The 22,568-nt window shown below is 60.7% G+C and carries 15 protein-coding genes; 4 read left to right on the top strand and 11 right to left on the bottom strand.

The window, feature by feature from the left end:
- Positions 1-24: 24 nt before the first annotated feature.
- Together NW812_RS08310 and NW812_RS08305 are read left to right on the top strand one after the other, a co-directional pair.
- Positions 25-1,791, top strand: coding sequence for an ABC transporter ATP-binding protein (locus NW812_RS08310; protein WP_414395799.1), 1,767 nt, complete (start codon positions 25-27; stop codon positions 1,789-1,791).
- A gap of 52 nt (positions 1,792-1,843) precedes the next feature.
- On the top strand, positions 1,844-3,367 hold the full coding sequence (locus NW812_RS08305; protein WP_414395798.1) for a UDP-N-acetylmuramoyl-L-alanyl-D-glutamate--2,6-diaminopimelate ligase: 1,524 nt from the start codon (positions 1,844-1,846) through the stop codon (positions 3,365-3,367).
- Here the strand turns inward: NW812_RS08305 and carA are convergent.
- From carA to NW812_RS08260, 9 genes are all read right to left on the bottom strand, one after another.
- Entirely contained in the window at positions 3,356-4,555 is a 1,200-nt protein-coding gene (carA, locus tag NW812_RS08300; protein ID WP_414395796.1) for a glutamine-hydrolyzing carbamoyl-phosphate synthase small subunit, read from the bottom strand. The two genes, NW812_RS08305 and carA, sit on opposite strands and share 12 nt — an antisense overlap.
- Before the next feature lie 73 nt (positions 4,556-4,628).
- A complete protein-coding gene (locus tag NW812_RS08295; protein WP_414395794.1) occupies positions 4,629-5,189 on the bottom strand; it encodes a Tfp pilus assembly protein FimT/FimU in 561 nt (186 codons plus the stop codon).
- A 5-nt stretch (positions 5,190-5,194) separates the two neighbouring features.
- The gene (locus NW812_RS08290) at positions 5,195-6,343 is read right to left on the bottom strand and encodes a PilW family protein (protein ID WP_414395792.1); all 1,149 of its coding nucleotides are present in this window, start codon (positions 6,341-6,343) and stop codon (positions 5,195-5,197) included.
- Positions 6,344-6,413: 70 nt separating this feature from the next.
- Entirely contained in the window at positions 6,414-7,139 is a 726-nt protein-coding gene (locus tag NW812_RS08285; protein WP_414395791.1) for a prepilin-type N-terminal cleavage/methylation domain-containing protein, read from the bottom strand.
- 57 nt (positions 7,140-7,196) lie between these two features.
- Complete coding sequence (gene hpsA, locus NW812_RS08280) at positions 7,197-14,441, bottom strand: hormogonium polysaccharide biosynthesis protein HpsA (protein ID WP_414395789.1); 7,245 nt, start codon at positions 14,439-14,441, stop codon at positions 7,197-7,199.
- Positions 14,442-14,561: 120 nt separating this feature from the next.
- Entirely contained in the window at positions 14,562-15,158 is a 597-nt protein-coding gene (locus tag NW812_RS08275) for a response regulator transcription factor (protein ID WP_414395787.1), read from the bottom strand.
- An 88-nt stretch (positions 15,159-15,246) separates the two neighbouring features.
- Entirely contained in the window at positions 15,247-15,843 is a 597-nt protein-coding gene (locus NW812_RS08270) for a pentapeptide repeat-containing protein (RefSeq protein WP_414395785.1), read from the bottom strand.
- A 27-nt stretch (positions 15,844-15,870) separates the two neighbouring features.
- Positions 15,871-16,704, bottom strand: a complete 834-nt coding sequence (locus NW812_RS08265) for a DNA-formamidopyrimidine glycosylase (protein WP_414395783.1) — start codon at positions 16,702-16,704, stop codon at positions 15,871-15,873.
- Between the two features lie 14 nt (positions 16,705-16,718).
- A complete protein-coding gene (locus NW812_RS08260) occupies positions 16,719-16,940 on the bottom strand; it encodes a photosystem I reaction center subunit IV (protein ID WP_414395781.1) in 222 nt (73 codons plus the stop codon).
- A 526-nt stretch (positions 16,941-17,466) separates the two neighbouring features.
- Here NW812_RS08260 and NW812_RS08255 point away from each other — a divergent pair.
- Positions 17,467-17,622, top strand: a complete 156-nt coding sequence (locus tag NW812_RS08255) for a chlorophyll a/b-binding protein (protein ID WP_414395779.1) — start codon at positions 17,467-17,469, stop codon at positions 17,620-17,622.
- A 56-nt stretch (positions 17,623-17,678) separates the two neighbouring features.
- Here the strand turns inward: NW812_RS08255 and NW812_RS08250 are convergent, their stop codons facing one another.
- On the bottom strand, positions 17,679-19,349 hold the full coding sequence (locus NW812_RS08250) for an NAD+ synthase (RefSeq protein ID WP_414395777.1): 1,671 nt from the start codon (positions 19,347-19,349) through the stop codon (positions 17,679-17,681).
- Positions 19,350-19,402: 53 nt separating this feature from the next.
- Positions 19,403-21,286 carry an excinuclease ABC subunit UvrC gene (uvrC, locus tag NW812_RS08245; protein ID WP_414395775.1) on the bottom strand — a complete coding sequence of 628 codons (1,884 nt, stop codon included), beginning with the start codon at positions 21,284-21,286 and terminating at the stop codon, positions 19,403-19,405.
- A 155-nt stretch (positions 21,287-21,441) separates the two neighbouring features.
- On the opposite strand from uvrC, the gene NW812_RS08240 reads away from it, so the two are divergent.
- On the top strand, positions 21,442-22,542 hold the full coding sequence (locus tag NW812_RS08240) for a quinone-dependent dihydroorotate dehydrogenase (protein WP_414395773.1): 1,101 nt from the start codon (positions 21,442-21,444) through the stop codon (positions 22,540-22,542).
- Positions 22,543-22,568 lie beyond the last annotated feature (26 nt).

The following is a 22,568-nucleotide window of genomic DNA, read 5'->3' as shown; positions in this document are numbered from 1 at the left end:
GGAAAAGGCTTGAGGAGCACCTGAGTGGCCAGATCCCACTGGCAACAGTTGCTTCACTATCTACGCCCCCACTGGCAGCAGGTGGTGTTGGGCATTGCCTCCCTGCTGGTGGTCAACAGCCTGGGGGTGTTCCTGCCCTGGTATGTCAAGCTGGCCGTTGATGATCTCAGCCAGAACCTGGCCACCCTGGCGCCCAGCCGCATCGCCCTCCACGCCCTGGTGGTGTTGGGTGTCTCCACCCTGATGATGGTTATTCGCATTGCCTCGCGGGTGTGGATGTTTGGGGCAGGACGGCAGGTGGAGTTTCGCCTCAAGCAGGCCATCTTCGAGCATTTGCTCACCCTGCAGCCTTCCTACTTTGCCCAGCAGACCATCGGGGACATCCTCACCCGCATCACCAGCGATGTGGAAAATGTCCGCCGCCTGTTGGGCTTTGCCCTGCTTAACTTGGCCAACACGATCTTTGCCTACGGCAGTACGCTGCCGGCCATGTTTGCTATTGAGCCGCGTCTAAGCGCTCTAGCCCTGTCGGTGTTTCCGGTGATGCTGGTGCTGGTGAAGTTAAGCAGCAACCGCCTGCAGCAGGAGCAGCTTCAGGTGCAGCAGGAGCTGGCGGATCTCAGCGATCTCATCCAGGAGGACGTAAACGGCATCACCTCGATCAAGGTGTACGCCCAGGAAGAGCACGAGCAGCAGGAGTTTCGTCGCCGCAATGACCGCTTGTTGCAGGCCAATTTGCGCTTGGCCCTCACCCGCAACCTGCTGTTCCCTTCTCTGGTGGCTTTGGTTAGCCTCAGCCTGTTGTTGCTGCTCACCGTGGGCGGGCCCCAGATTGCCGCGGGGCGGCTGACGATTGGGGATTTCTCGGCGCTCACCCTCTACGTAGAACGGCTGGTGTTTCCCACCGCTTTGCTGGGCTTTACCCTTACCGCCTACCAGCGGGGCCAGGTTAGCCTGGAGCGGATTGACGCCTTGCTGCGGGTAGAGCCCACCATCCGCGATGCCCCGGAGGCTTTGCCCCTTCCTCTAGAGAAGGTGCAGGGCCGTATCGAGGCTAGGGGTCTGACTTTTGCCTACACCGGCACAGGATCCCCAGCGCCAGCTCTACAGGATCTGCACTTTTGTCTCGAGCCGGGCCAACTGGTGGCGGTGGTGGGGCCAATTGGGGCGGGCAAGTCCACCCTGGCCAATGCCCTTCCTCGCCTGCTGGAGATCCAGCCGGGGCAACTGTTTTTGGACGGACAGGACATCACCCAGATCCAACTGAGATCCCTGCGCCGGGCCATCGCCTATGTGCCCCAGGAGAGCTTTCTATTCAGCGCCACGGTTCGGGACAACATCCGCTACGGCAAGCCGGACGCTGAAGACTGGGAAGTGGAATGGGCCGCCAAAGCCGCCCACATCCACGCCGAGATCCTCAACTTCCCCAAGGGTTACGACACGCTGGTGGGAGAGCGGGGCATTACCCTCTCCGGCGGCCAACGACAGCGACTGGCCCTGGCGCGAGCTTTGCTAGTCGACGCGCCAATTTTGATTTTGGACGACTGCCTCTCCAGCGTGGACAACCAGACCGCCCAGGCCATTCTTCGCCACCTGCGCCAGGCCACGGCTCAGAAGACGGTACTCTTCATCACCCATCGCCTCACGGTGGCGGTGGAGGCAGATCAAATCTGGGTCATGGACAAAGGTCGCATCGTGCAGCGGGGATCCCATGCCGAGCTGCTGGCCGACCCGCAGGGGCTCTACGCTACCCTCTGGGCTAAGCAAAAGCTGGAGGAGGCCCTGGCCTAGGCTGCAGTTAGCAGCTACCCTAACCAGCAAAGCGGTGGGGAGTGGCAAAAGCATGAGAAATCTGAGCCAATTGCTAGAACAAGCCGGGATCCAACCCCAAGTGGTCCAGGGATCCCTAGAAGGAGTGTGGGTAAAAGGCCTCTGCGCCGATTCCCGCCAGGTGCAGGCGGGGGATCTGTTTTTGGGGATGCTGGGATCCCGCGTCGATGGCGGCGAGTTTGTCGGGGAGGCGCTCACTAGAGGAGCGGTAGCGGCCCTTCTTTCCCAGGAGGCTTGGAAGAAGGTTAGCGGAGAGGCTGAATGGGGGAGTCAGCCCCTTCTGGTTTTGCCTCGCGTCGGCCTCAACAAAGCCGTGGCCCAGGTGGCGGCGGCCTTCTACGGTTTTCCAGCTCGCCAACTGATCCTAGTGGGGGTAACTGGCACCAACGGCAAGACCACCACCACCCACCTCATCGAGCATCTGCTGCAGGCTGCTGGTCGTCCTGTAGCCCTGCTGGGCACCCTCTACAACCGCTGGCCAGGCCACTATGAAGTTACACCCCACACCACCCTGTTTCCCCTAGAGCTGCAGCGCAGCCTGAGACAGGCCAAGGAAGCCGGCGCCGAGGTGGCGGTGATGGAGGTGAGCTCTCACGCTTTGGCCCAGGATCGGGCGTGGGGCTGTGCCTTTGCCGCTGCCGTTTGGACCAACCTCACCCAGGACCACCTGGATTTCCACGGCAGCATGGAGAACTACTGGCAGGCCAAGGCCACCCTCTTCCGGCCAGAGTATTTGCAGGGGCGGGCAGTGGTCAATGCCGACGACGCAGGCGGACGGAGGCTTCTAGAAGCCATTCCAGCCCCTCTGGAGCCCTGGGCCTATTCCCTCAAGCCCCTAGAAGGGATCCCCGGCCTGTGGCCCACTGACGTTCACCTACATCCCACTGGCCTCAAGGCAACCCTGCACACCCCTATGGGCAGCTTTGCTGTGGAGGCGCCCCTGGTGGGATCCTTCAACCTTTCCAACTTGCTGGCGGCGGTAGGGGTAGCGCTGCACTTGGGGATCCCCCCTGAGGCCATCCAGTCGGCCTTGCCCCGTTTTCCCGGGGTACCGGGGCGAATGGAGCGGGTGAGCCTGCCAGGGCAGGACATCACGGTAATCGTGGACTATGCCCACACCCCCGATGGGCTGGAAAACCTGCTCAAGGCGCTGCGCCCGCAAGTTCAAGGCCGGCTGATCTGCGTCTTTGGCTGTGGTGGAGATCGCGACCGGGGTAAGCGCCCGCAGATGGGCCGCATTGCCGCCACCTGGGCAGATCAGGTGATCGTGACCTCAGATAACCCGCGCACTGAAGATCCGCAGCGGATCTTGCAGGATATCTTGGCTGGGATCCCTGGATTTCCCTGGGCCGTGGAGGTGGATCGGCGGCAGGCCATTCGTCTAGCCATCCTCGAAGCTCAGCCAGGGGATACGGTGGTCATTGCCGGTAAAGGCCACGAAGACTACCAGATCCTAGGCACTGAGAAGATTCACTTTGACGACCGGGAAGAAGCGCGCGAGGCCCTTGCTCTGCGTCTAGCCCATCTATCCCGCTAAACGGCGGTGCTGCAGCATCAGATCCACAAACTCGCGGAAGAGGTGATCGGCATCGTGAGGGCCGGGGCTGGCCTCTGGGTGGTACTGCACCGAAAAGAGGGGCAACCGGCGGTGGCGGATCCCGGCCACAGTGCGGTCATTTAAGTTGAGGTAGGTGATCTCCACGTCCTCAGCCGGGATCGAAGCAGCGTCTACTGCAAACCCATGGTTTTGGCTGGTGATTTCCACTTGCTGCTCTAGCCCACAGGGATGATTCAGGCCGCGGTGGCCAAACTTGAGCTTGTAGGTGGATCCTCCGAGGGCTAGGCTGAGGATCTGGTGGCCCAGGCAAATCCCAAACAAGGGCTTCCCGCTTTGCAGCAGCGCCTGGGCGGTGCGGATGGCCGTGGTCTCTGCCGCTGGATCCCCAGGCCCGTTGGAGAGAAGGATCCCGTCGGGGTTGTAACTCAAGATCTCCTCAGGGGTGGCGTGGGCCGGCAACACCACCACCCGGCAGCCGTAGCGAGCTAGGCGGCGCAAGATATTGCGCTTGATGCCAAAATCCAGCGCCACCACCCGCAGGGGGGGATCCGGGACCGGGATCCCTTGGCTGCGGCCATAGTCCCAGTCGGCAGGGGTGGGCTCCAGCCACTCGTAAGGCTTGGGCGTTGTAACCTCTGCCGCCAGGCTTAGCCCCTGCATGGAAGGGGCTTGGCGCACCCGCTCCAGCAACGCCTGCGGGTCCAGGATCTCGGTCGAGAGAGCTCCATTCATCACCCCCTGGGAGCGCAGCCGCCGCGTCAAAGCCCGCGTATCCACCCCGGCAATGGCCGGGATTCCATGCTGTTTGAGGTAGTCAGGCAGCGTCCCCGTGGCTCGCCAAGAGCTGGCTAGGCGCGACACGTTGCGGGCAATCACTCCCGCGACCTGGGGCCGGGCCGATTCCTGATCCAGCTCATTGACTCCGGTGTTTCCCAACTCAGGGCAGGTAAAAGTAACGATCTGCCCCCGGTAGCTGGGATCGGTCATCACCTCCTGGTAGCCAGTCATGCCTGTGTTGAACACCACCTCGCCCACCGCCGTGCCCGGCGCCCCAAAAGACCAGCCGGCAAAGGAAGTGCCATCGGCCAGCACCAGCAGAGCCGGCTGACGAGCTTGCCAGGGGAAGGCTTTTTGTGGAGCTTCAAGAGTTGGGGAAGAGGTAAGCATAGCCAATGACCTACGGCAGCTTAGGACAGGAGCCTGGCAACCTTTCAGCCACGGCCTGACCATCCTACCCCAGCTATCCTTCCTCTGGCTCGCTGGCTACCCTGCCACACTCCGGATTGTTGTCCTTGCGAAGAGTGCCGATCAAAGTGCTCACCACCACGCAGCGGTTTTCTCCCTGAGAGTAGGTGCTGCTGACCACAAAGCGTCCTAGCTGACGCGCTCGCCCTTCCGAGTCGAAAACAGCTCTGCCATCAGGGAAGTTGTTGCGTACCGTTACAAAGTTATTCAGGCGCACCCGCTGACAGGGGGTAGGCTCATCACAACGACCTTCCTCGTCTTGGATCACTAGCGTGGGAACCCTTGGATCCGCATTGTCGATCCCAACCACCCAAGCACGACCTTGGAGAGAGGCTTTGGCGTTAGTGCGGGCGGTGCGCAAGGCTCGCTCCACCCTGTTCTGCGCATCCTCAAGCTGGATCCGCGCCCAGATGTTGATCCCAGAGGGAACGGCCAGCACAGCCAAGATGCCGATGATGACCACCACCGCTAGGACTTCTGTCAGCGTAAAGCCCCGGGATCGAAAAGGCTGAGCTCGGCCAATTGCCTTTTTCTCCAAGGCCAACATGGTGGACATTCCCCCTAGGAGAGCTGACGGTTGATAACACCGCGGGCAAGAACCCGTGTTTGCATTGGCAGCAAGTAGCGCGACACCTCTGAGATATCGACGCTGGTGGCATTTCGGATGTAGCGACGGAAAAGGCCAGGGTTGGCCCGCTCCATGGCCGTGGCGGTGATGTTGATGATCACATCCTGCGGTCGGTCAGCGCCGACGCTTTGCCGCACGCAGACAAAGAAGCCCACGTCGTTTTCGTTATCTCTCAGCTCTGGGAAGAAGATGACGCCGCTGGGCCTGCCGCCACCAAAGGCATAGCCCTGCGGGCAAGGGGGGGCAACCTGCGGGCTGCCCTGCCGGCTGCTGAAGATATTGGAGACCAGAGTTACAAGACCAGGGCCTCGATTGCCTGCCTCGGCAATACGCTCCTGGGGTGTTCCCTCCTGCTCGAGCCTTTGCAGAGCCTGCTGAGAGGGCCAGGCAAGAAAGCCCTCCCGGAAAGGATCGGGATCAACCCTAAAGAATGGGCTGCGACCGGCGCAGTTATTTTGACCCCTAGTGTTGAAGGGTCGCAACTCAAAACGGGCGATCCGCGCGTTGCCTTCCCAGGGAGTGCGCCCCGTTGGGTTGCCGGCGTTGTTGCGTAGGTAGTACACCACCAGGGTGTAGATGCCGCGGCGGCTGACAAGAGTGTCCCAATCCGCATTTCTACCGTTTGTGCGCGGAAACTCAGGAGGTGGTTCGGCGGGCAAGGTGGCACGGCCTTCTCGGATCTGTTGTAAGGTGGGGTTGCCCGCGTAGCATCCCTGCGGGATCGGCTCTAGCTTCCAAAAGGCAACAACCGGGATAGCGTCAATGGGTCGGCGAATCCAGCCCGGCGCGTAGAGCCGTTGAATGACATCCGGGATCCCGTCCCCAACTCGATCAGATTGCTGTGGGTTCTGCTCAGCGTCGTTGTAAATGTAAAGAGCCTCCGCCAAATCCTGCTGGATGAATTCCATGGCCTGGGTCAGCTCCGCCTGCACCTGAGTGCGGCCCGTCTCTTCCCGATCCAGCCGCATCGTCTCGATGACAATCATCGCGGTGGCCAGGAGAAAGATGGAGGCAACCAGCAGTGAGACCAACAGCTCAATGAGGGTAAACCCTCTGCTGGCTTGGCGGCGAAAGATCAACACAGGCCAACACCTCCATCTTTCAACAGGTTTTGCAGGAAGGAACTTAGGCTCTACCTCAGGGTACAGCAGGTCAGTTAGGCAAGGGGAAAGCCCGGCACCTCTGGTTGGGATTCTCGCCTCTGTCAATGGCTATCTGCCGGCAAACATCTCCCAAGTTGGCAGCAGGGTTAACTTCTACAAAGGAGGTGGCTAGTGGAAAGAGCCAGACATTGGCATTGGCCAAGTTCTGGTTAGCCGAAACCACCTCCGCCCTCAAGCCAGGCAGCGCTCGGCGAGTGTTTGGATCAAAAGAAAAGCGGTGGTAAACCCTCACACCCATGCGAAAGCTGCAGGGCACCCCCTGAATGACCCTGTTTTCACGGCGGTCGATGCAAGGTGCCCCTGCGTCGCGGAAGGTTTGGATGACGTATTCTTCGGGGTTACGCCCCGGCACTTGGACCCGAGCCACGCGAATGGAATAGTTGTTCCCATCTGTGTCCATATCGGTAGGAGGTGGGGTATTTGCCAGCGGGTTGGCTCCCACCCTAGGCAGACGGGCCAGTTGAGCCCGATCCTGAAAAGCGCGAGGGTTGGCAGCCAGCTCGATATCCACCAGAGTGCGGATGCGGTCTACCTCTTCCTGGGCTAGGCGGTTGGCCAGCTCCACCCGCTCGCTCATGGCACGCCGGTAGGCAATCACCGTGAGGGTAGGGGCCAGGGCGGCCATGGCCAGGGCCACGAGGACGACCGAAGCCAAGACTTCAATGAGGGTGAAACCCTCCGCTTGGTGTTGCTGCCAAAGCCGCCACTTGTTCATGGATCCCTCCCTCTTCTGCCCCTACCCTAAATCTGCCCCTAACCGGGCAGGTCAATATCAGTTGAACTCCCCGCAGCCACCAATCCGGGCAGACGGATCCAACTGCACACCCGGCTGATCCTGGAGTGCGCAGCGCAGCCGCCGCACGTACGGATCTTGTGGATCTAGCTCCCGCAAGAACTCGGTACGCGTGTTGGAGGGGAATTGGAAGCGGGACGACACAGGGCCGGGGCGGCGGGCAATTTGCAAGCCCACGTCATAGCCGAAGCGGCGATTGGGCGGGAAGTAGTAGTCGAAGCCGCGCACAAAGGTTGGATCGTCTACCAGATCGGGTGGCTCGAAGCTGTGCTGCAGGAAGGGGCCGGTGGCATAGGTGCTGTAGTTGAGCTGGATCATCGAGCCGCTGAAGAAGAGGTTGGTATCTTTCCACAGCTCGTTGAGCCGCAGGAAGTTATGCATGCCGCCGGCAGTTTGATGCAGCCGCGAGGGCAGGGTACCGCTGATGGCAGTGGCGTTCACCCGCGTTTCCCTGGCCGGCTGCAGCTGCCAGTTTTGGCTGCCATCGTCGTTGCGGCGGCGCTGGTCTATATCCGCTGAGGCCAGCTCTTGGAAGCCGGGAATGGGAATGGGCCGACGGGTCACCTCATCCAGGATCACCCCCAGCACCGGGTTGTTGCCGGCAAAGCCGGTGGTGGGACTGTTCAGATCCAGGGTGAAGGGCTCCACATCTACCCACTTCAAGTCGTCATTACTGCCACCTGCGCCACCGTTGAAGTCAATTTGCACCTGGATGGTGTTGCCGTTGGGCTTGACGTAGAAGCACAGGCCATTGCGGATATCTTCGCTCCCCTTGGTGTCAATGTAGTAACCGCCAAGATAGCTGGAGCTTGGGGAGTAGTTTTGGGTGTCACCTTCGTTTACCCAAGCGTAGGGGTTCAACACCATTTGGGGCTGGATTTCTAGTCCTTGCCTTCCAGGATCTAAGTCCAGCCCAAACAGCGGATCCCGATCCAGTACATCCCAAGGCTTGTTGGAGTCGCGAACGCCGTCGCCGTCTTCGTCCCGGAAGTTCAGTTGGCCGTCTCCGTTCCAGTCTTTGATGCGCAACGTGCTGGGGCGGCTAGCGGCGGTGTAGGCCTCGTAGCGGAAGCGGTCGTTGAAGTTGGGGCGAAACACTCCGGGCACCCAGAAGCCACCGTCTGAGGGATTGACCTGTTCATCGCCACAGCGAATTTCTCCGTTCTTGTTGAGCAGTTCCCGCCGCAGTCTCCGCGCCCAGTCGTCTGTGCCTCGATCAGGATTTGCAGGAAGTGGTGGAGCACCGCTCTCGGCAGGGCGGATACCTGGCTCTCTGCTGGGCTTGGCAATTTGAGTGGAGAGCAGGTTGCCCCTCAAGCCAGCGCGGGCAGCATGGGCTGGCTCCCCAAACATCCAATTGAAGGCTGCCCGCAAAGCCTCAGCAGGGCTGGGCCACTTGGGCGGCTTGGGCACCCCTGCTTTCACCTCTAGCACTGGCGAGAGCTGCGGCTCCAGGGCGATGGTTACACCTTCAGTAGAAGCCTTGGCCACACTGTGCACGCTGACTGTCTCGAGCTCCGGATCCGCCTGCACTTCCTGAGCAGGTCGCAGCTCCACCGTGTTGGGCTTAACGGCTAGCCACTCGCCCAGAGGGCTCTTGGGGGGAGTTTCTGGAGCAAAAGTGCTCGGCCTGCAGGGAGGCCCCTCGCAGGTGAGATTTTGCGTCTGCGTCTCGGTTGCTGGACAGGTGGGGCTGCTGGTGCTGGCAATCAGGTTGCGCGTTCGAGTTTGGGTAACCGTTCTAGTTTGGCCGCAGGCAACCTGAACCTGGCTGCAATCTGGGGGTGACCAGGGGCTCCACTCGCTGTAGTTGCAAGTCTTCGGGCAGGTAACCGTTTGGGTTTGCGTCCGGGTGGTGGTCCCGCAAATCGAGGTGCAGGTCTCAGTGCGGCTCTGAGTTATCTGCAGGCCGCCGTTGGCCACCGTGCACGCAGGAGTCCAGGCTGTGTAGGTGCAGGTAGCCTCCGGAGGCTGGCAGGTATTGAGAGGGGCTTCGCAGTACTTCTGGTTGGGTAACAGAGGTTTATTCCGATCCGGCTGGCAAGGTTTGTTCACCCCCTGCAGCGGCTTCAGGTAGCGCAGGTCGTAGTTTTCTAGATCGCTGCCCTCGCGAGTGGCAAAGCGCAGGAAGGCATCGCCGGTATTTTCGTAGGTCTGGATCTCCACCAAGTAGGGCGAGGGCTGGGATGGATCCGCGCACTCCAGCTCCAATCTCAAGGCAACCTCGTTGCTGCCGCTATCCCTATCCTGCCAGGCTTCGGCACCCGCAGCATTGGGCCCTAGGCTGAGCGGAGTTCCCTTCCAGGCTCCATGGTTGACAAAAGTGGCACTGGAGTCGTCCCGCCGTCGAATGATCAGCCGCGCGCCATCGTTGCTGAAGAGACGGTAGCTCTGTAGGCCAGGCCAACGGGGATACAGCTCCCCTACCCAGCGCACCACGAAGAAGTCGTTGCCGTTGTTGTTGCCAGTCGGCCCTTCCCCACTTCTACGCCGCCAGCAGGAGCGCAGGAAGTTGAAGTGACTTGGAAAGTTGAGGTCATCCGCGTCGATGGGCAGGTTCGGCAGGCTGTTGTTGCCATCGGGCTCCCCACAACTGGGCATCCAGAACCAATCGCCGCGATCCCGCCGATCGGGCCTGCCAAGCGGTAGCGGTAGTGACAAACGGCAGCTGGGCTGCAGAGCGTCAACCAATCTGTCGTTGCAGTTGGGATCGTCGTACAGCCGCCGCTTGAAGGGAGAGTTGGAGTCCAGCGATGTGCTGCTGCCGAAAAAGTACTGGAAGCCGCCCCACCAAGGGAAACCGCTGCCGCTGCGGGCAAAGGGGGCCAGGTTGGTCGGGTTATCGATAGCATTGCGCACGCAGGCCCAGCGTTGGTCTCTGTTGGCGCTGCCCAAGTTGGTCGTGGGGCAAGTGTGAGCACTGCTGGTAAAGCCGTTGTTAAACCGACCAAGGGCATCGGGCACGCCTTGCGCTGGGAACACTGGATCTGGCCAGCGCACCGCCCGCAGGTAGGGCAGGTTGTCCCTTCGAGCCTCTTCGGCCAGGGGGCCTACTACCTGGTCAATAGGGTTGGTGGCAAACCCTGTGTTGGGGTTGTACCGGTTCTGCGGGCTGCTCAGCCAGCCGTTGTAGTACTCGGCCAGCAACCCAGAGCCGCCGGGATCCGGGCAGGGTCCCAGCGGAGCCACCAGCACCCAGCGGGAGGTATCCAGCACCGGGTTGCCCAAAGCCGAGATGCGCACCCCAAAGTTGGCATAGCCCGTATCGGGTGCCCGCAAGAGCCGCACTTCGGGCACGCCCAGCCCTGCGGTTCGGTCAGCTTGACCGGAGCTGGCATCGGTACTGTTGCGGCGAGCAAAGATGGTGTCGCGGGCAAACACCTCTGGCCAGCCTGGCCGCCGCACGTGGTTGCCCAAATTCTGCGCCCCGTTCGTGTTGTCGAAGCGCAGAACCCCAGCACCACCTCCGTTGGGATCCGGAGCCGGCCAGTTGTTGCCGCGGATCACCAGCGCTTGGTTGAGGAAGGAGGTGTTGGCTCCTAGGTTTGGCCCGCTGCAGCCGTAATAGTCGTTGCGGCGAGGGGCTGAGGCCCGTCCACCGGCGTAGTCTTGATCGGGCACGTAGCTGCTGCCGCCGCCGTTGAGGGTGCCATCCTGGACAAAGGCATCATCAATGCTGCCATCGCAGAAGTCGGCAGAGAGGATGTTCACCGCGTCGCCCAAGACCTCGCTGGGCCGCCAGAAATCGGCAGGCTGCCGGCTATTGTTTGGGTCTACCACCCGAGCAAAGCGCCGGTCTTCATCCCTCCGGAGCCGCCCGTAGAAGTTGTCGTAGAGGCCGTTTCCCCCAAATCTGAGGCGAGTGGTGAACTCCTCCAGCAGATCCAGCCGATCCCCGTTCCTCGTCTGATGCAGGTTAAAGTCCCCTTGGATGTAGACAGGGTTGTCGGAAATGAAGGACAAGCCAAAGAGAGCTTCAGTAGGCCTGATGGCGTCACTGGGGTTAAACACACTGCGGGCCAACACTGCCCCGTTGCGCAGCCGGAAGCCATAGGGCCGCCGATCCGGATCGGGGTAGTAGTCCACCGGCTTGGGGCTAAGCCCCTCGTCGGAAACAGGCGGATCGCCGACCGGTTGGTTGCGACCGGGCTGGCCGGCATTCATGATGAAGGGGAGAGTGCCGCGAGCATTTGCATTTCGCCAGGCGGTTTGATAGCTACCGAAGTTGTTGGTCAAGGGTGGGCGGGCAATGGCATCTTCCCGCACGGCATCTTCCCGGAAGGCGTAGAAAATCCCCCCTTCTCGGTTCTCGCCAATGCCGGCAGGCAGCCAAGTATCTCTGTTGATCAACCCGTTGGCCTGTCCGTTGACGTTGTTGGTCAGCAGGGCCAGGTCGATGTTGAGGGCCCGCACCGCCATCGCCTCGCGGCCATCGTAGAAGACGGAATCTTTAAAGGGCACACGGAAGCACTGGTTGCCAATCCGAATTAACTCAAATCGGTTGCTGTTGGGGTGGTTGCCAAGTACTGGGCTTCTGGGGCATTCCTCTAAACGAGCATAGGGCAAGGTCCAGTCGTTGATCCTAGGCTTGGGCCTCAGCCTTATCAGTTCCAGATCTCTTAGGTTGTCCAGGTCGCACGTTGAGGGATCGCAAAGGGTTCGGTAGGTTACTGATCCTCTTTGCTGTGATCCTAAGAACGGTAACTCCCGTAAGAAGGGGTAGGCCTGCCTCCGCTCATCTTCAAGGGGATCGTTGGGGTTGGGAGGCACACTGTGGTGGAAGGTCTGCAGAGGGAAAATGTAGCGCAGCGGCAGATAAAACCGGTTGGCCGCTTCTCGGTTCCCATCTCGGCTGGCTTGGATGTCGTTCCAAAGGATTCGAGCTGTGGGATCAGGATTTCTGGCATTGGCGGCATCCCGAATGCGCAGAATGTTATCGGCCAGCATGCCCAACATGCAGCCTGCCGTTTGCAGCGTGGTTTGGTCGGCTAGGCTCAGTTGGTCAGTCACTTGGTCAGCGGGAGTGCCTCGGTTGACCAGATCAATCGCCTGCCCAATCGCCCGCCGCAGCTCGGAGAAGTTGCCAAAAGCCGTAATAAACGGATCCGGATGAATGCGGCCCTCTTCTTGCCTGGGTGGATAGGCCCCATCGGGATCGCCAGCAAAATTGGCCAGGTTGGTCAGCGCCGTCCACAGTGGGGTGCCAGGCCGCAGTTGCTCCCGCATCGGCTCGGGGTCATACTCCCAAACGTTGGTGCCCTCTCCAGTAAAGAAGTTGATGCCCAGTTGAGTGCGCTGGTCGCCGGTAGGGAAGGTAGAAGCCCGCTGCAAGCTCCAGGGAGTGCCGGGGTGGGCTACCGTGGCCAGGCAAGCAATGGGGAAGCGCCCATCTCGGTGGCTGTAGTGGTAAACGGCTGTAGCCTGCACCGCCGCTGGGTTATCTCGCAGGGTTAGCCGTTGCCGCGCCTCGTTGCTGATGAAAATGGGCTGCAACTTGGTGGGATCGTTGGGATCCCCGGGTGGCACCAAAGGCAAAGGCAAAGAATCGGTGCGGGTTAGTTCCAGCCGCTGGCCCACGATCACCCGCAGACCTTCCACACGGGCCCGCCGCTCCCAGTAGCCATCCAAGCCCACCTCGGAAAGGGCGCCTGGGGGTGGGTTGTCCTCGGTCAAAGACTCATTCTGGTTGTTCCTGGCATCGGCAGGAATGGGATCACCGGCCCTAGCACGATACCTTTGCGCAAAGGTGTCCACGTCGCAGCCTCTCTGCGGGTCAGGAGTTACAGGCGGACGGTCGTAGCTGGCCTTGGGGCCAAAGCGGTTGTCGGCCCGATAGACATCGTCTACATAGGGAGGGCAGACTTGGTCTCTTTCTGATTGAAAGCCACCGGCTTTAACTCGTCCTCCCTGCTTGGCATTAATTGGGGAGACCGACCATCCCGCTGGATCCGGTTCATAGGTTCCGCGGGTGCGAATGCGGCCAAAAAGCTGGAGCTCCAGTGGATCCAGAGCTATCTTTTCCGGATCTGCATCGTTCTGAACTGAATCATAGTTGAGGTTATTCAGACGGGACGTACTAGGTGCCCTACCTGGCACACCGGGGTGGGCATCGAAGATGAGGTTGTCGCTCACCTGCTGGCCGGCGTAGCCAATGGCCCCTGCCACTAGCTCTCCAAAGGCAGTGATTTCAGAGTTGTCGGGGGGCATGTAGAAGCAGGAGTGCTCCGAGCTGATGGTGAAAGCCCGGAACAAGTTGTTGGGGGCATAGCGGAAGAAAAGGCTGCCCCCTGTGTAGATAGCGCCGTTCCAGTTGTATCCAGGGGTGAAGAAGAACTCCGCGTCGCTGCGGCTGAAAATCCCCCACTTGTTGAGTAGATCCCGCTTCCGATCCTGCTGGAATTGCAAAGCCGAGATGGCGCGGGTGGTGGAGTCGGCGCCTTGAATTGGCAGAGTGACGGCAAAGACCTGGAAGGGCTTGTACAGCGCCGTGCCGACCTGGAACCAATCCCCTATGTTCGGGTTGAAAGTCTGGTTGGCAGCGGAATCAGTGCACCCTTCCAGGACGGATCCTTGAAGTGGACCACTGCGGATCACCAGTCGCCGCGCCCGTTCAGTATCGCTGATATTTCCCTCAAAGCCCTCCAGTCTGTCTCGGCCCTCTACCGGCGCACGACGAGCATGAAGGATGGTATAGGCTGTTACGGAGTCATTGAGGCCGTTGTTGTCGGTATCCACCAAAAACCACCAAGCCGGGGCTTGCCGCCGCACTTCGATTCGCCGACCTGGATTCTGGGGATCGGGCACGCGAGCCGTGTAGGTCAACAGGAAACGCTCCTCATCGGGAAGGGTATAGGGATCCGAGGCTTCCGCAGGCACCACTTCGCCATCGTTGAGCAGGGCAGAGGTGAATTGCTCATCAGTGGGAGCGCTGTTGGGCAGGCGGCGATCCCGAATGAGGTTGTCGATCTTGGCCCGCGCCCGGTCGATGGCAGCATTCAGTTGCCGGCTAACCGTCTGCTCTGCCCGCTCCACCTGGGTTTGGATGGTGCGCTGGGTAGATCGAGTGAGCAACCCCACCGTTACCAAGCTCAGCACCAGCACGATTAAAATCGCCACTGGCAGCACAAAGCCGCGCTCGCGGATCCTGCCCCGATCCACCGGGATCTTCAGAGAGCTGAGCAAGCGCAGGACAAGTTTGAGCAACAGCGGGGAAGGAGCAGACATGGCTGTATCCCGGAGTATGCGAGTGCCAAGATAGCAACAGTATGCAAGGGATCCCGAGTCTCAGACATCCCCACGGGTGGGGGGAAGGGACAGCCTGATCTTTTCAGGATTCCCAAGCTTTTACAAAATCCCCAGTTGCTGCGCTTTGAGCAGGGCGGTGACGCGGTCGGTGGCGTCCAACTTGCGGTAGACAGCGCTGGCGTACTCTTTCACGGTTTCGACGCTAATGCCAAGGCGGCGAGCAATTTGTTTGTTGGCTAGGCCCTCCTTCATCAGTTGCAGCACGCATAGCTCGCGGGGGGTAAGCCTGGGCAGCTCCTGGGGGGCGGGCAGCCAGTCGTGGTCGGGGTTGGCCAAGATCTGGCGGATAACGCGGGCCAATTCCGCCGGCTCGGTTTCTTTGGAGAGGTAGCCTTTGGCCCCCGCCCGCCGCGCTGCTTCGATTAGGGCCGGCTCGTGAAAAGTCGTCATCATCACCACCACCACCGGCAGGCCCAGCTCGACAATCTGCTGGCAGGCAGCGATCCCGTCCCCACCAGGCATGCGCACATCCAAAAGGGCCACGTCGACGGGGTGGTGGCGGCAGTACTCAACAGCCTGGGATCCGGTCTCGGCCTCGGCTACCACCACAAACCCCTGGGCTTCCAGGGCAAACCTCATCCCTAGCCGAAACAGAGGATGGTCGTCGGCAATGAGCACGCGCACAGGAGAAGTCATAGGATCCCGGCCAGGAAGAGGGCACAACTTAATCTGCCCAAAAGAGGGATCCCCAATAAAGTGCCCTCACCCCCAGCCTAGAGAGGAGCTATTTTACAAAGACCATGCCGCGGGTCTTGGGGTTGAAGGTGGGATCCAGCCGGGTCTGAGCATTGTACAGGGCACCGGTCAGATCGGCTTCTTCCAGAAAAGCTCCCCTTAGATCGGCCCCGCGCAGATCGGCCTGGCGCAGGTTGGCTCCCGTCAGGTCGGCGCCGGCAAGAACAGCCCCGCGCAAATCGGCTTCGCTGAGGTTGGCTACCTGAAGATTGGCCCCTGTGAGATTGGCCTGCTGCAGGTTGGCTCGGCTGAGATCCGCTTCCCACAAAAAGGCTCCCCCCTGATCCGCGCTGCTCAGGTTGGCGCCGCGCAAGTCGGCCAAGTTGAGGATGGCCTGGGAGAGGTTGGCAGCTTGTAGATTGGCCTGCTTGAGGATGGCTTCTTTCAGGTTGGCCCCCCGCAAATCCACTCCCGCCAGTACGGCTCCCGTCAGATCGCAGGCGGGACAATCTCGGCCAGGAAGAACGACTTGGGATCGACCCAGTTGGGCCTCGAGTTCCAGTTGGGCAGAAGCTGGAGGTGCCGGGATCCCCATCCCCCACAGGGCGAGGAGACTGAGACTGCCCCAAGACCGAGGCCAGGCCATCTGCTTCACGGAGAACCGTTTCCGCCCTCAAGGCGGCTGGCAGTGGGGGCAAAAGTAGGCTGAGCGGCTTGCCAGCTTGATCCGCTGAATCGGGGTGCCACACAGGCGACAGGGATCCCCTTCTCGACCGTATACCCACGCCTGACCCTGGTAGTTGCCGTTGAGCCCCCGCAGATCCCGGTAATCGCGCAGGGTGGTGCCCCGCTGCTCCAGCCCCGCTTGCAACACCCGGATCAAGGCTTCTCGCAGGCGGCTCTTGGCAGCATCGGAAAGCTGCGAGGCAGGTGTCAAGGGGTGGATGCCGCTCAAAAACAGGGCTTCGTCGGCGTAGATGTTGCCCACTCCCGCTAGCAGCGACTGATCCAGCAGGGCGGCTTTGATGGGGCGGCGGCTTTTCCGCAAGGCGGCTTGGAAATAGGTTTCTGAAAAGGCGGGCGAAAACGGCTCTGGCCCCAACCTCTGCAAAGCCGTGATCACCGCCTCCGGCTCCACCCCCGCAGGCACTAACCACATCTGGCCAAAGGTACGCGGGTCCACAAAGCGCAGCTCCCACCCCTGCTCCAGGCGCAGTCGAACCCGGGTATGGGCTGGCAAAGGCGCGGATCCCTGAACCCAGAGCAACTGCCCCGTCATGCCTAGGTGCACGCCGAGAACCGCTCCGGAGTCCAGGGATCCCAGAAGATACTTGCCCCGACGCTGCCACTGAGTCAAATAGGCGCCAGACAGCCCCTGCGCAAACTCCTCTTTGCCAGGGTAGGCCAGGGTGCGAGGGAGAAGCACTTCTGCCGCCAGGATGCGCAGGCCAAGAGTCAGGCACTGCAGATCCCGCCTGACGGTTTCAACCTCCGGCAGCTCGGGCACGGGAGGGCTTGGGTTTACTTTTTGGAAGCGGCTTTGGGCTTGGGCTCCTCCACCACTTCCAGCTCGTCTTCGCGGAAGTTGTTGGTGTTGATGTTGTAGTAGTTAACCTTGTCAAAGCGGACGATCACCGGGTAGAGAATGCCGCTGGTATCCACTGCCGCAACCGTCCCCACATCCCGATACCAGTAGGATTCTTTCCGCAAGACACGGACTTTGGCACCGCGCTGAATCGCCATAGAGGTTTTCTCCATTACCTGCCCTTCAGATTACCGCTCTGAAAGACTTATACAACCCCGGGCAAAAGCAGACTTTCGCTCGGCGTTGAGCCTTTCTTCCTGCTTCAGCGACCCGTGGCTAGTGGCAGAGTTTACCTCCACTACCCCGCCAGAGGGATCTCCACAGGCGTAACTTCCCCGCGAGCTGCAGGTAGGTGCTCCTTGCCCCCATAAGGCACACCGGCTAAAGACGGAGCCAACTTTAGCCTAGGCAAAACGCCTACTCAAGAAGCAAGAAGATGTACCGGCTAGCCTACTCGCTCAGCCCATCTCCGTCAAGGCAGAAGGTTGGTTATGCCACAAAGTGGCCAATTGTCCGGTGAATCAAGGACTAGAGGAGATCCCTAGTCGGCAAGAAGGCTGCGATTTCCGAATTTTTGTAACAGGGAAGGCAAACCCTAGCCCCCAAGGCGAGAAGCGGCTGAGGTTGCGATCGTGAAGAAATGCAAACTATACTGAAGGGCAGGTGCCGCTCGTGGAGGTTTCCATGTCCAACCCCAACCTGTCTGAGCCCAAGTTTGGCTTTAACGAGTACGCCGAGCGCCTCAACGGCCGCGCAGCCATGATTGGCTTTGTGCTGGCCATCGTTATTGAAGCGGTAACGGGCCAAGGCGTCGCCTCCTGGCTAGGTCTCATTCAGTGATCCCCCTCAGGCCCTAGCACCAGATCAAGCCTGCCGTGGAGCAGGCTCTTTGTTCTTTAGCTGATCCCTTCTTGGCGCTTGGCAATCGGCATGCGCCAGCCGGTGCCAAAGGCTCGATCGGTAACCCGTAGGCCAGGGGGAGCCTGGTGGCGCTTGAACTCAGCATTCTGCACCAGCCGCAGCACCTGCTGCACCGTGTCAGGTTCAAACCCCTGGGCCACCAGCTCAGCGGCCGACTGGTGCTGTTCGATGTGCCGCTGGAGGATAGCGTCCAGCAAGTCGTAGGGAGGCAGGCTGTCGCTATCTTTCTGGCCGGGCCGCAGCTCTGCTGAGGGGGGCTTGGTGAGGATGGGGAGGGGAATCCGTTCCTGGTGGCGGTTGATCCAGCGGGCCAGGCGGTAGACCCAGGTTTTGGGCACATCGGAAATCACGGCCAGGCCGCCGGACATATCCCCGTAGATGGTGCAGTAGCCTACCGCCAGCTCCGACTTGTTGCCCGTGGTCAAGAGCAGCCGGCCAAACTTGTTGGAGAGGGCCATGAGCAGGGTGCCGCGAATGCGCGACTGCAGGTTCTCTTCCGTGATGTCGGGGGGCAGGCCGGTGAAGGGCTCTGCCAGGAGATTTTGGTAGCTCTCCATAATCGACTGGATGGGCAGCTTCAGGGTAGGGATCCCCAGGTTCTGCGCCAGTTGGTAGGCGTCCGTCAGGCTGCCTGGGCTGGAATAGGGAGAGGGCAGGAGCACCCCCAGCACCCGCTCTGGACCTAGGGCGTCTGCGGCAATCACGGCAGTTACCGCTGAGTCAATCCCCCCCGACAGGCCCAGCAACACCTCGCGAAAGCCGCATTTGCTGGCGTAGTCGCGGGTGCCTAAGACCAGCGCCTCGTAGAGCTCTGCTTCCGGCTCCGTTGGCCAGCGGGATCCCTGAACTTCCGGGCCTTCCTCAGGAGGGTGAACCAGCGCCTCCACATCTACCATCAGGCAGTCCGGCTGAAAGGCAGCGGCTTGGGCCACCACCCGGCCCCGGCAGTCTAGGGCGCAACTGGCCCCGTCGAAAATGAGGTCGTCGTTGCCCCCCACCTGGTTGACATAGAGGATGGGCAGGGCGTGCTTGCGGGCCAGGGATCCCAGCATTTCCACCCGCAATTTCTGCTTGCCCAGGCTAAAAGGCGAGGCCGACAGATTGATGAGCAAATCGGCGCCGCAGCGGGCCATCTCGTCTACCGGATCCCGGTGGTAGCGGCGGTGCTGCCAGAAGTCACGGTCGTTCCAGATGTCTTCACAGATGGTGAAACCCAGGCGATAGCCGCCGTACTGGACGGGCTGGGGCTGGGATCCCGGCTCAAAGTAGCGGTCTTCGTCGAAGACATCGTAGGTGGGCAAAAGCGACTTCTGGAACCAGTGGCGGATCTGCCCCCCCTCTAGCCAGGCCGCGGCGTTGTAGAGAGGCCGCCCCTCCGGCAGGGGGTTGGGCTGCACGGATCCCACCACCACCGGAATGCTATCCCGCAGCCGGTCAGCCAACTGCTGCAAAACTTGGCCTGCCCTCTCGACTAGAGCAGGGTAGAGCAGCAGGTCCCGGGGCGGGTACCCCAACAAGGCCAGTTCAGAAGTAATCGCCAGCTCTGCCCCCTTGGCTGCTGCCGCCTCGACCGCCGCACGGATGCGCTCGGCATTGCCGCTGAGATCGCCAACGGTATAGTTAAGTTGCAACAGCGCTACCTTCACTTGGCTCCCTTAGCCGAGAATGGCGGACTCCACGATGATACGCCAGCTCAGACTTAGGTTTGGCTAGAGGCGGGTTGCACTGTTGCTGGCAACTCGGTTTCGGCGTCTGGGTGGAAGTAGCGGTAAATCTGGCGGGCCAGCTTGGGGCCAATACCTGGCACCTGGGCCAACTGCTCTTCGGTGGCCACTTGAATGCGGGCAAGGGAGCGAAACGCCTCCATGAGCAGCTTTTGGCGCTGCTTGCCTAGGCCAGGGATCTCCTCCAAAACAGAAGCCTGTTGGCGCAGTTTCCGCTGCTGGCGATGGTAGGCAAGGGCAAAGCGGTGGGCCTCATCCCGTAGGCGCTGCAATAGCAGGCGAGCTGGATCTTGGGGTGGCAGCCGCAGCGGCTCGGGATCCCCAGGCCGAAAGATTTCCTCCTCCCGCTTGGCCAAGGCAATGACCGGCAGGTGATCTAGCCCCAGCTCCGCCAGAACAGCCATCACCGCGGCCAGTTGCCCTTTGCCCCCGTCGATGAGCACCAAGTCCGGCTGATCCTCAGGGGTCATTTTGCTAAAGCGACGCCGCGCCACCTCGGCATGGCTGGCAAAATCGTCGGAGTGGCCAGGACGCACCTCGGGGTTGCGAATCTTGTAGCGGCGGTAGTGCTGCTTGGCTGGCAGGCCGTCGATAAACACCACCTGGCTGCCCACCGCATCGGATCCCTGAATGTGGGAAATATCGTAGGCTTCTAGGCGGCGGGGGGCTGACGGCAGATCCAAAACTTCTGCCAAGCGCTCCAGGGCTGCTGCCTCCCGGTCTGCCAAGCGCTGGCTGCGGGCTAGCTCCAGCTGGGCGTTCCGCTCCACCAGTTCAATCAGCTCGGCTTTACTTTGCCGCTGGGGGGCAATGAGACTGACTTTGCGCCCCTTTTTTTGGCTTAGCCAAGACTCGAGAAAATCGCGATCCGGCAGCTCGTACTGCGTCAAGATTTCCGAGGGAATTTCCACCGGATCGCAGTACTGGTAATGCTCCTGCAAAACCCGCTGCAAAATCAGGGCTGGATCGTCGCCCCGGTTTTCGGCCACAAACCCCAGCCGACCCACCAGCTTGCCCGCTCGCACCTGAAACAACTGAATACAAGCCCGCGAGTCGTCCATCGCCAAGGCCAGAGCATCGCGGCTAACTGTCGAGTTGGGCAAAGACACCTTCTGGGATTCGCCCAACTGTTCTAGGCCGCGGATTTGATCCCGATACCGCGCTGCTGCCTCGTAATTTTCTTGCTCGGCCGCCTGGGCCATTTTCTCCTTCAACTCCCGGATGAGCTCGTCCGTCTGCCCCTGGAAGATCATCGCCACTTGAGCAACGGTCTTGCGATACTCCTCGGGGCTGATCAAGCCCTGACAGACACCAGGGCAACGCCCGATGTTGTAGTTCAAACAGGGGCGGTCTTTGTAAAGTGGCTTGGGACGCTGGCGCAAGGGAAAAATCCGCTTCACTAGCCCAAGGGTGTACCGCAGCAGGCCTACATCGGTATAGGGCCCGTAGTACTTATCTTGATTTTGGTCGAGACGGCGGTGGCGGGTAATGTAAATCTGAGGGTAAGGCTCTGACCATGTAATGCACAAATAGGGGTACTTCTTATCCTCTTTGAGGAGAACATTGTAGGGTGGCTGATAGGTTTTAATCAGATTGTCTTCTAGAGCCAGGGCCTCACTCTCGTTATCAGTTACAATAAACTCGATCTCGCACACCTGGGCTACCATGCGCTGAATGCGAGGGGGGAGATCCCCAAGGCAGCGAAAATAGGATCGCACCCTGGAGCGCAACTTCTTAGACTTGCCCACATAGAGGATTTGATCGCTGGCATCTCGCATGAGGTAGACACCAGGCTCAGCTGGGATCTCCTTGAGCCGACTCTCCAGAAGCTCTGGGCTTTGGATGAGAGGGATAGTCATAGCGCTAGCCTCAGGGATCCTGGTTTTGCCCCCATTCCCTTTTCCGGCGGAAGGAGGGGAGTCAAAACTGTAACCCCAATCTAGCAACAGCCCTGCACCGCGGAGTGCAAGCGAGCTGGCTCAGGTAATATGGCTTGGCCAAGAGGGGTTTAGGGGTGAATCTGTACCGGGATCTGCTGCAGCCGCTACTGTTTTCCGGGCTAAGGGCTGACCCAGAAACCCTCAAGGTGGCGCTCCTACGCACCTTGGAGTGGCTAGATGCTACCCAGGCCACGGGGATCTTGAGTCTTTTGGAACGCCTCTTCTGCTACCGGAATCCCTGCTTGGAGGTGCGGCTGTGGGGGCTGAGCTTTCCCAATCCCCTGGGTCTAGCTGCGGGCTTGGATAAGGACGGCGTAGCTTTGGGAGTCTGGCCCTACCTGGGCTTTGGCTTTGTGGAGGTGGGCACCGTCACTCCCCAGCCCCAGCCGGGCAATCCAAAGCCGCGCCTATTTCGGCTGCCCCAGGATCGGGCTGCCCTCAATTGCATGGGCTTCAATAACCAGGGAGCAGCAGCTTTGGCCGAACGGCTGCGCCGGCTGCGTCAACGTCTTATCCCCATTGGCGTCAACCTGGGCAAAGGCAAAGCCACGCCGCTGGAAGCCGCCGCCACCGACTACCTGGCCAGCTTTCGGGTGCTGCGGGAGCTGGGGGACTATTTTGTGGTTAACGTCAGCTCCCCTAACACGCCAGGCTTGCGGTCCCTGCAGGCTGCCCAGCACCTGGAGCCCATCCTGGCCGCTCTCCAAGAGGAAAACCAAGCCAAGAAGCCTCTTTTGGTCAAGATTGCCCCCGACCTAGACTGGCCAGAGATTGACGCCATTCTGGAGCTAGCTCAAGCCTACGGCCTGGCTGGGATCATCGCCACCAACACCACTCTGCGCCGCGACAACCTGAAAACCCGCTTCCTCCCTGGTCTAGGGCCTTTGACAACAGCAGCCGGCGGCATCAGCGGCGCCCCGCTGCGAGAGCGCTCCACCCAGATCATCCGCTACATCCACCAGGCCACGGGGGGACAGCTGCCCATTATCGGCGTGGGGGGCATCTTTACCCTAGACGACGCCCTGGAGAAGCTTGCTGCCGGCGCCAGTTTGCTCCAGGTCTATACCGGTTGGATCTATGAAGGGCCAAGCCTGGTTCCTCGCCTGCTGCGCGGCCTTGCTGCTAGCCGGCAGGGAGCCTGCTCGATCCCATCCGGGCGTAAGATTGTTGGTTAAGGAGTTGGTTAAGGATCCCCAAGGGA

The organism is Synechococcus sp. O70.2 (assembly GCF_047462135.1).
GTDB lineage: Bacteria > Cyanobacteriota > Cyanobacteriia > Thermostichales > Thermostichaceae > Thermostichus.
This window is presented reverse-complemented; position numbering and strand designations above follow the sequence as displayed.

Bases quoted from the DNA above. Each gene is read 5' to 3' on its own strand.
- NW812_RS08285 (WP_414395791.1), bottom strand. From the start codon at position 7,139: ATGAACAAGTGGCGGCTTTGGCAGCAACACCAAGCGGAGGGTTTCACC.
- hpsA (WP_414395789.1), bottom strand. From the start codon at position 14,441: ATGTCTGCTCCTTCCCCGCTGTTGCTCAAACTTGTCCTGCGCTTGCTC.
- carA (WP_414395796.1), bottom strand. From the start codon at position 4,555: ATGCTTACCTCTTCCCCAACTCTTGAAGCTCCACAAAAAGCCTTCCCC.
- NW812_RS08295 (WP_414395794.1), bottom strand. From the start codon at position 5,189: ATGTCCACCATGTTGGCCTTGGAGAAAAAGGCAATTGGCCGAGCTCAG.
- NW812_RS08255 (WP_414395779.1), top strand. From the start codon at position 17,467: ATGTCCAACCCCAACCTGTCTGAGCCCAAGTTTGGCTTTAACGAGTAC.
- uvrC (WP_414395775.1), bottom strand. From the start codon at position 21,286: ATGACTATCCCTCTCATCCAAAGCCCAGAGCTTCTGGAGAGTCGGCTC.
- NW812_RS08305 (WP_414395798.1), top strand. From the start codon at position 1,844: ATGAGAAATCTGAGCCAATTGCTAGAACAAGCCGGGATCCAACCCCAA.
- NW812_RS08270 (WP_414395785.1), bottom strand. From the start codon at position 15,843: ATGGCCTGGCCTCGGTCTTGGGGCAGTCTCAGTCTCCTCGCCCTGTGG.
- NW812_RS08275 (WP_414395787.1), bottom strand. From the start codon at position 15,158: ATGACTTCTCCTGTGCGCGTGCTCATTGCCGACGACCATCCTCTGTTT.
- NW812_RS08260 (WP_414395781.1), bottom strand. From the start codon at position 16,940: ATGGCGATTCAGCGCGGTGCCAAAGTCCGTGTCTTGCGGAAAGAATCC.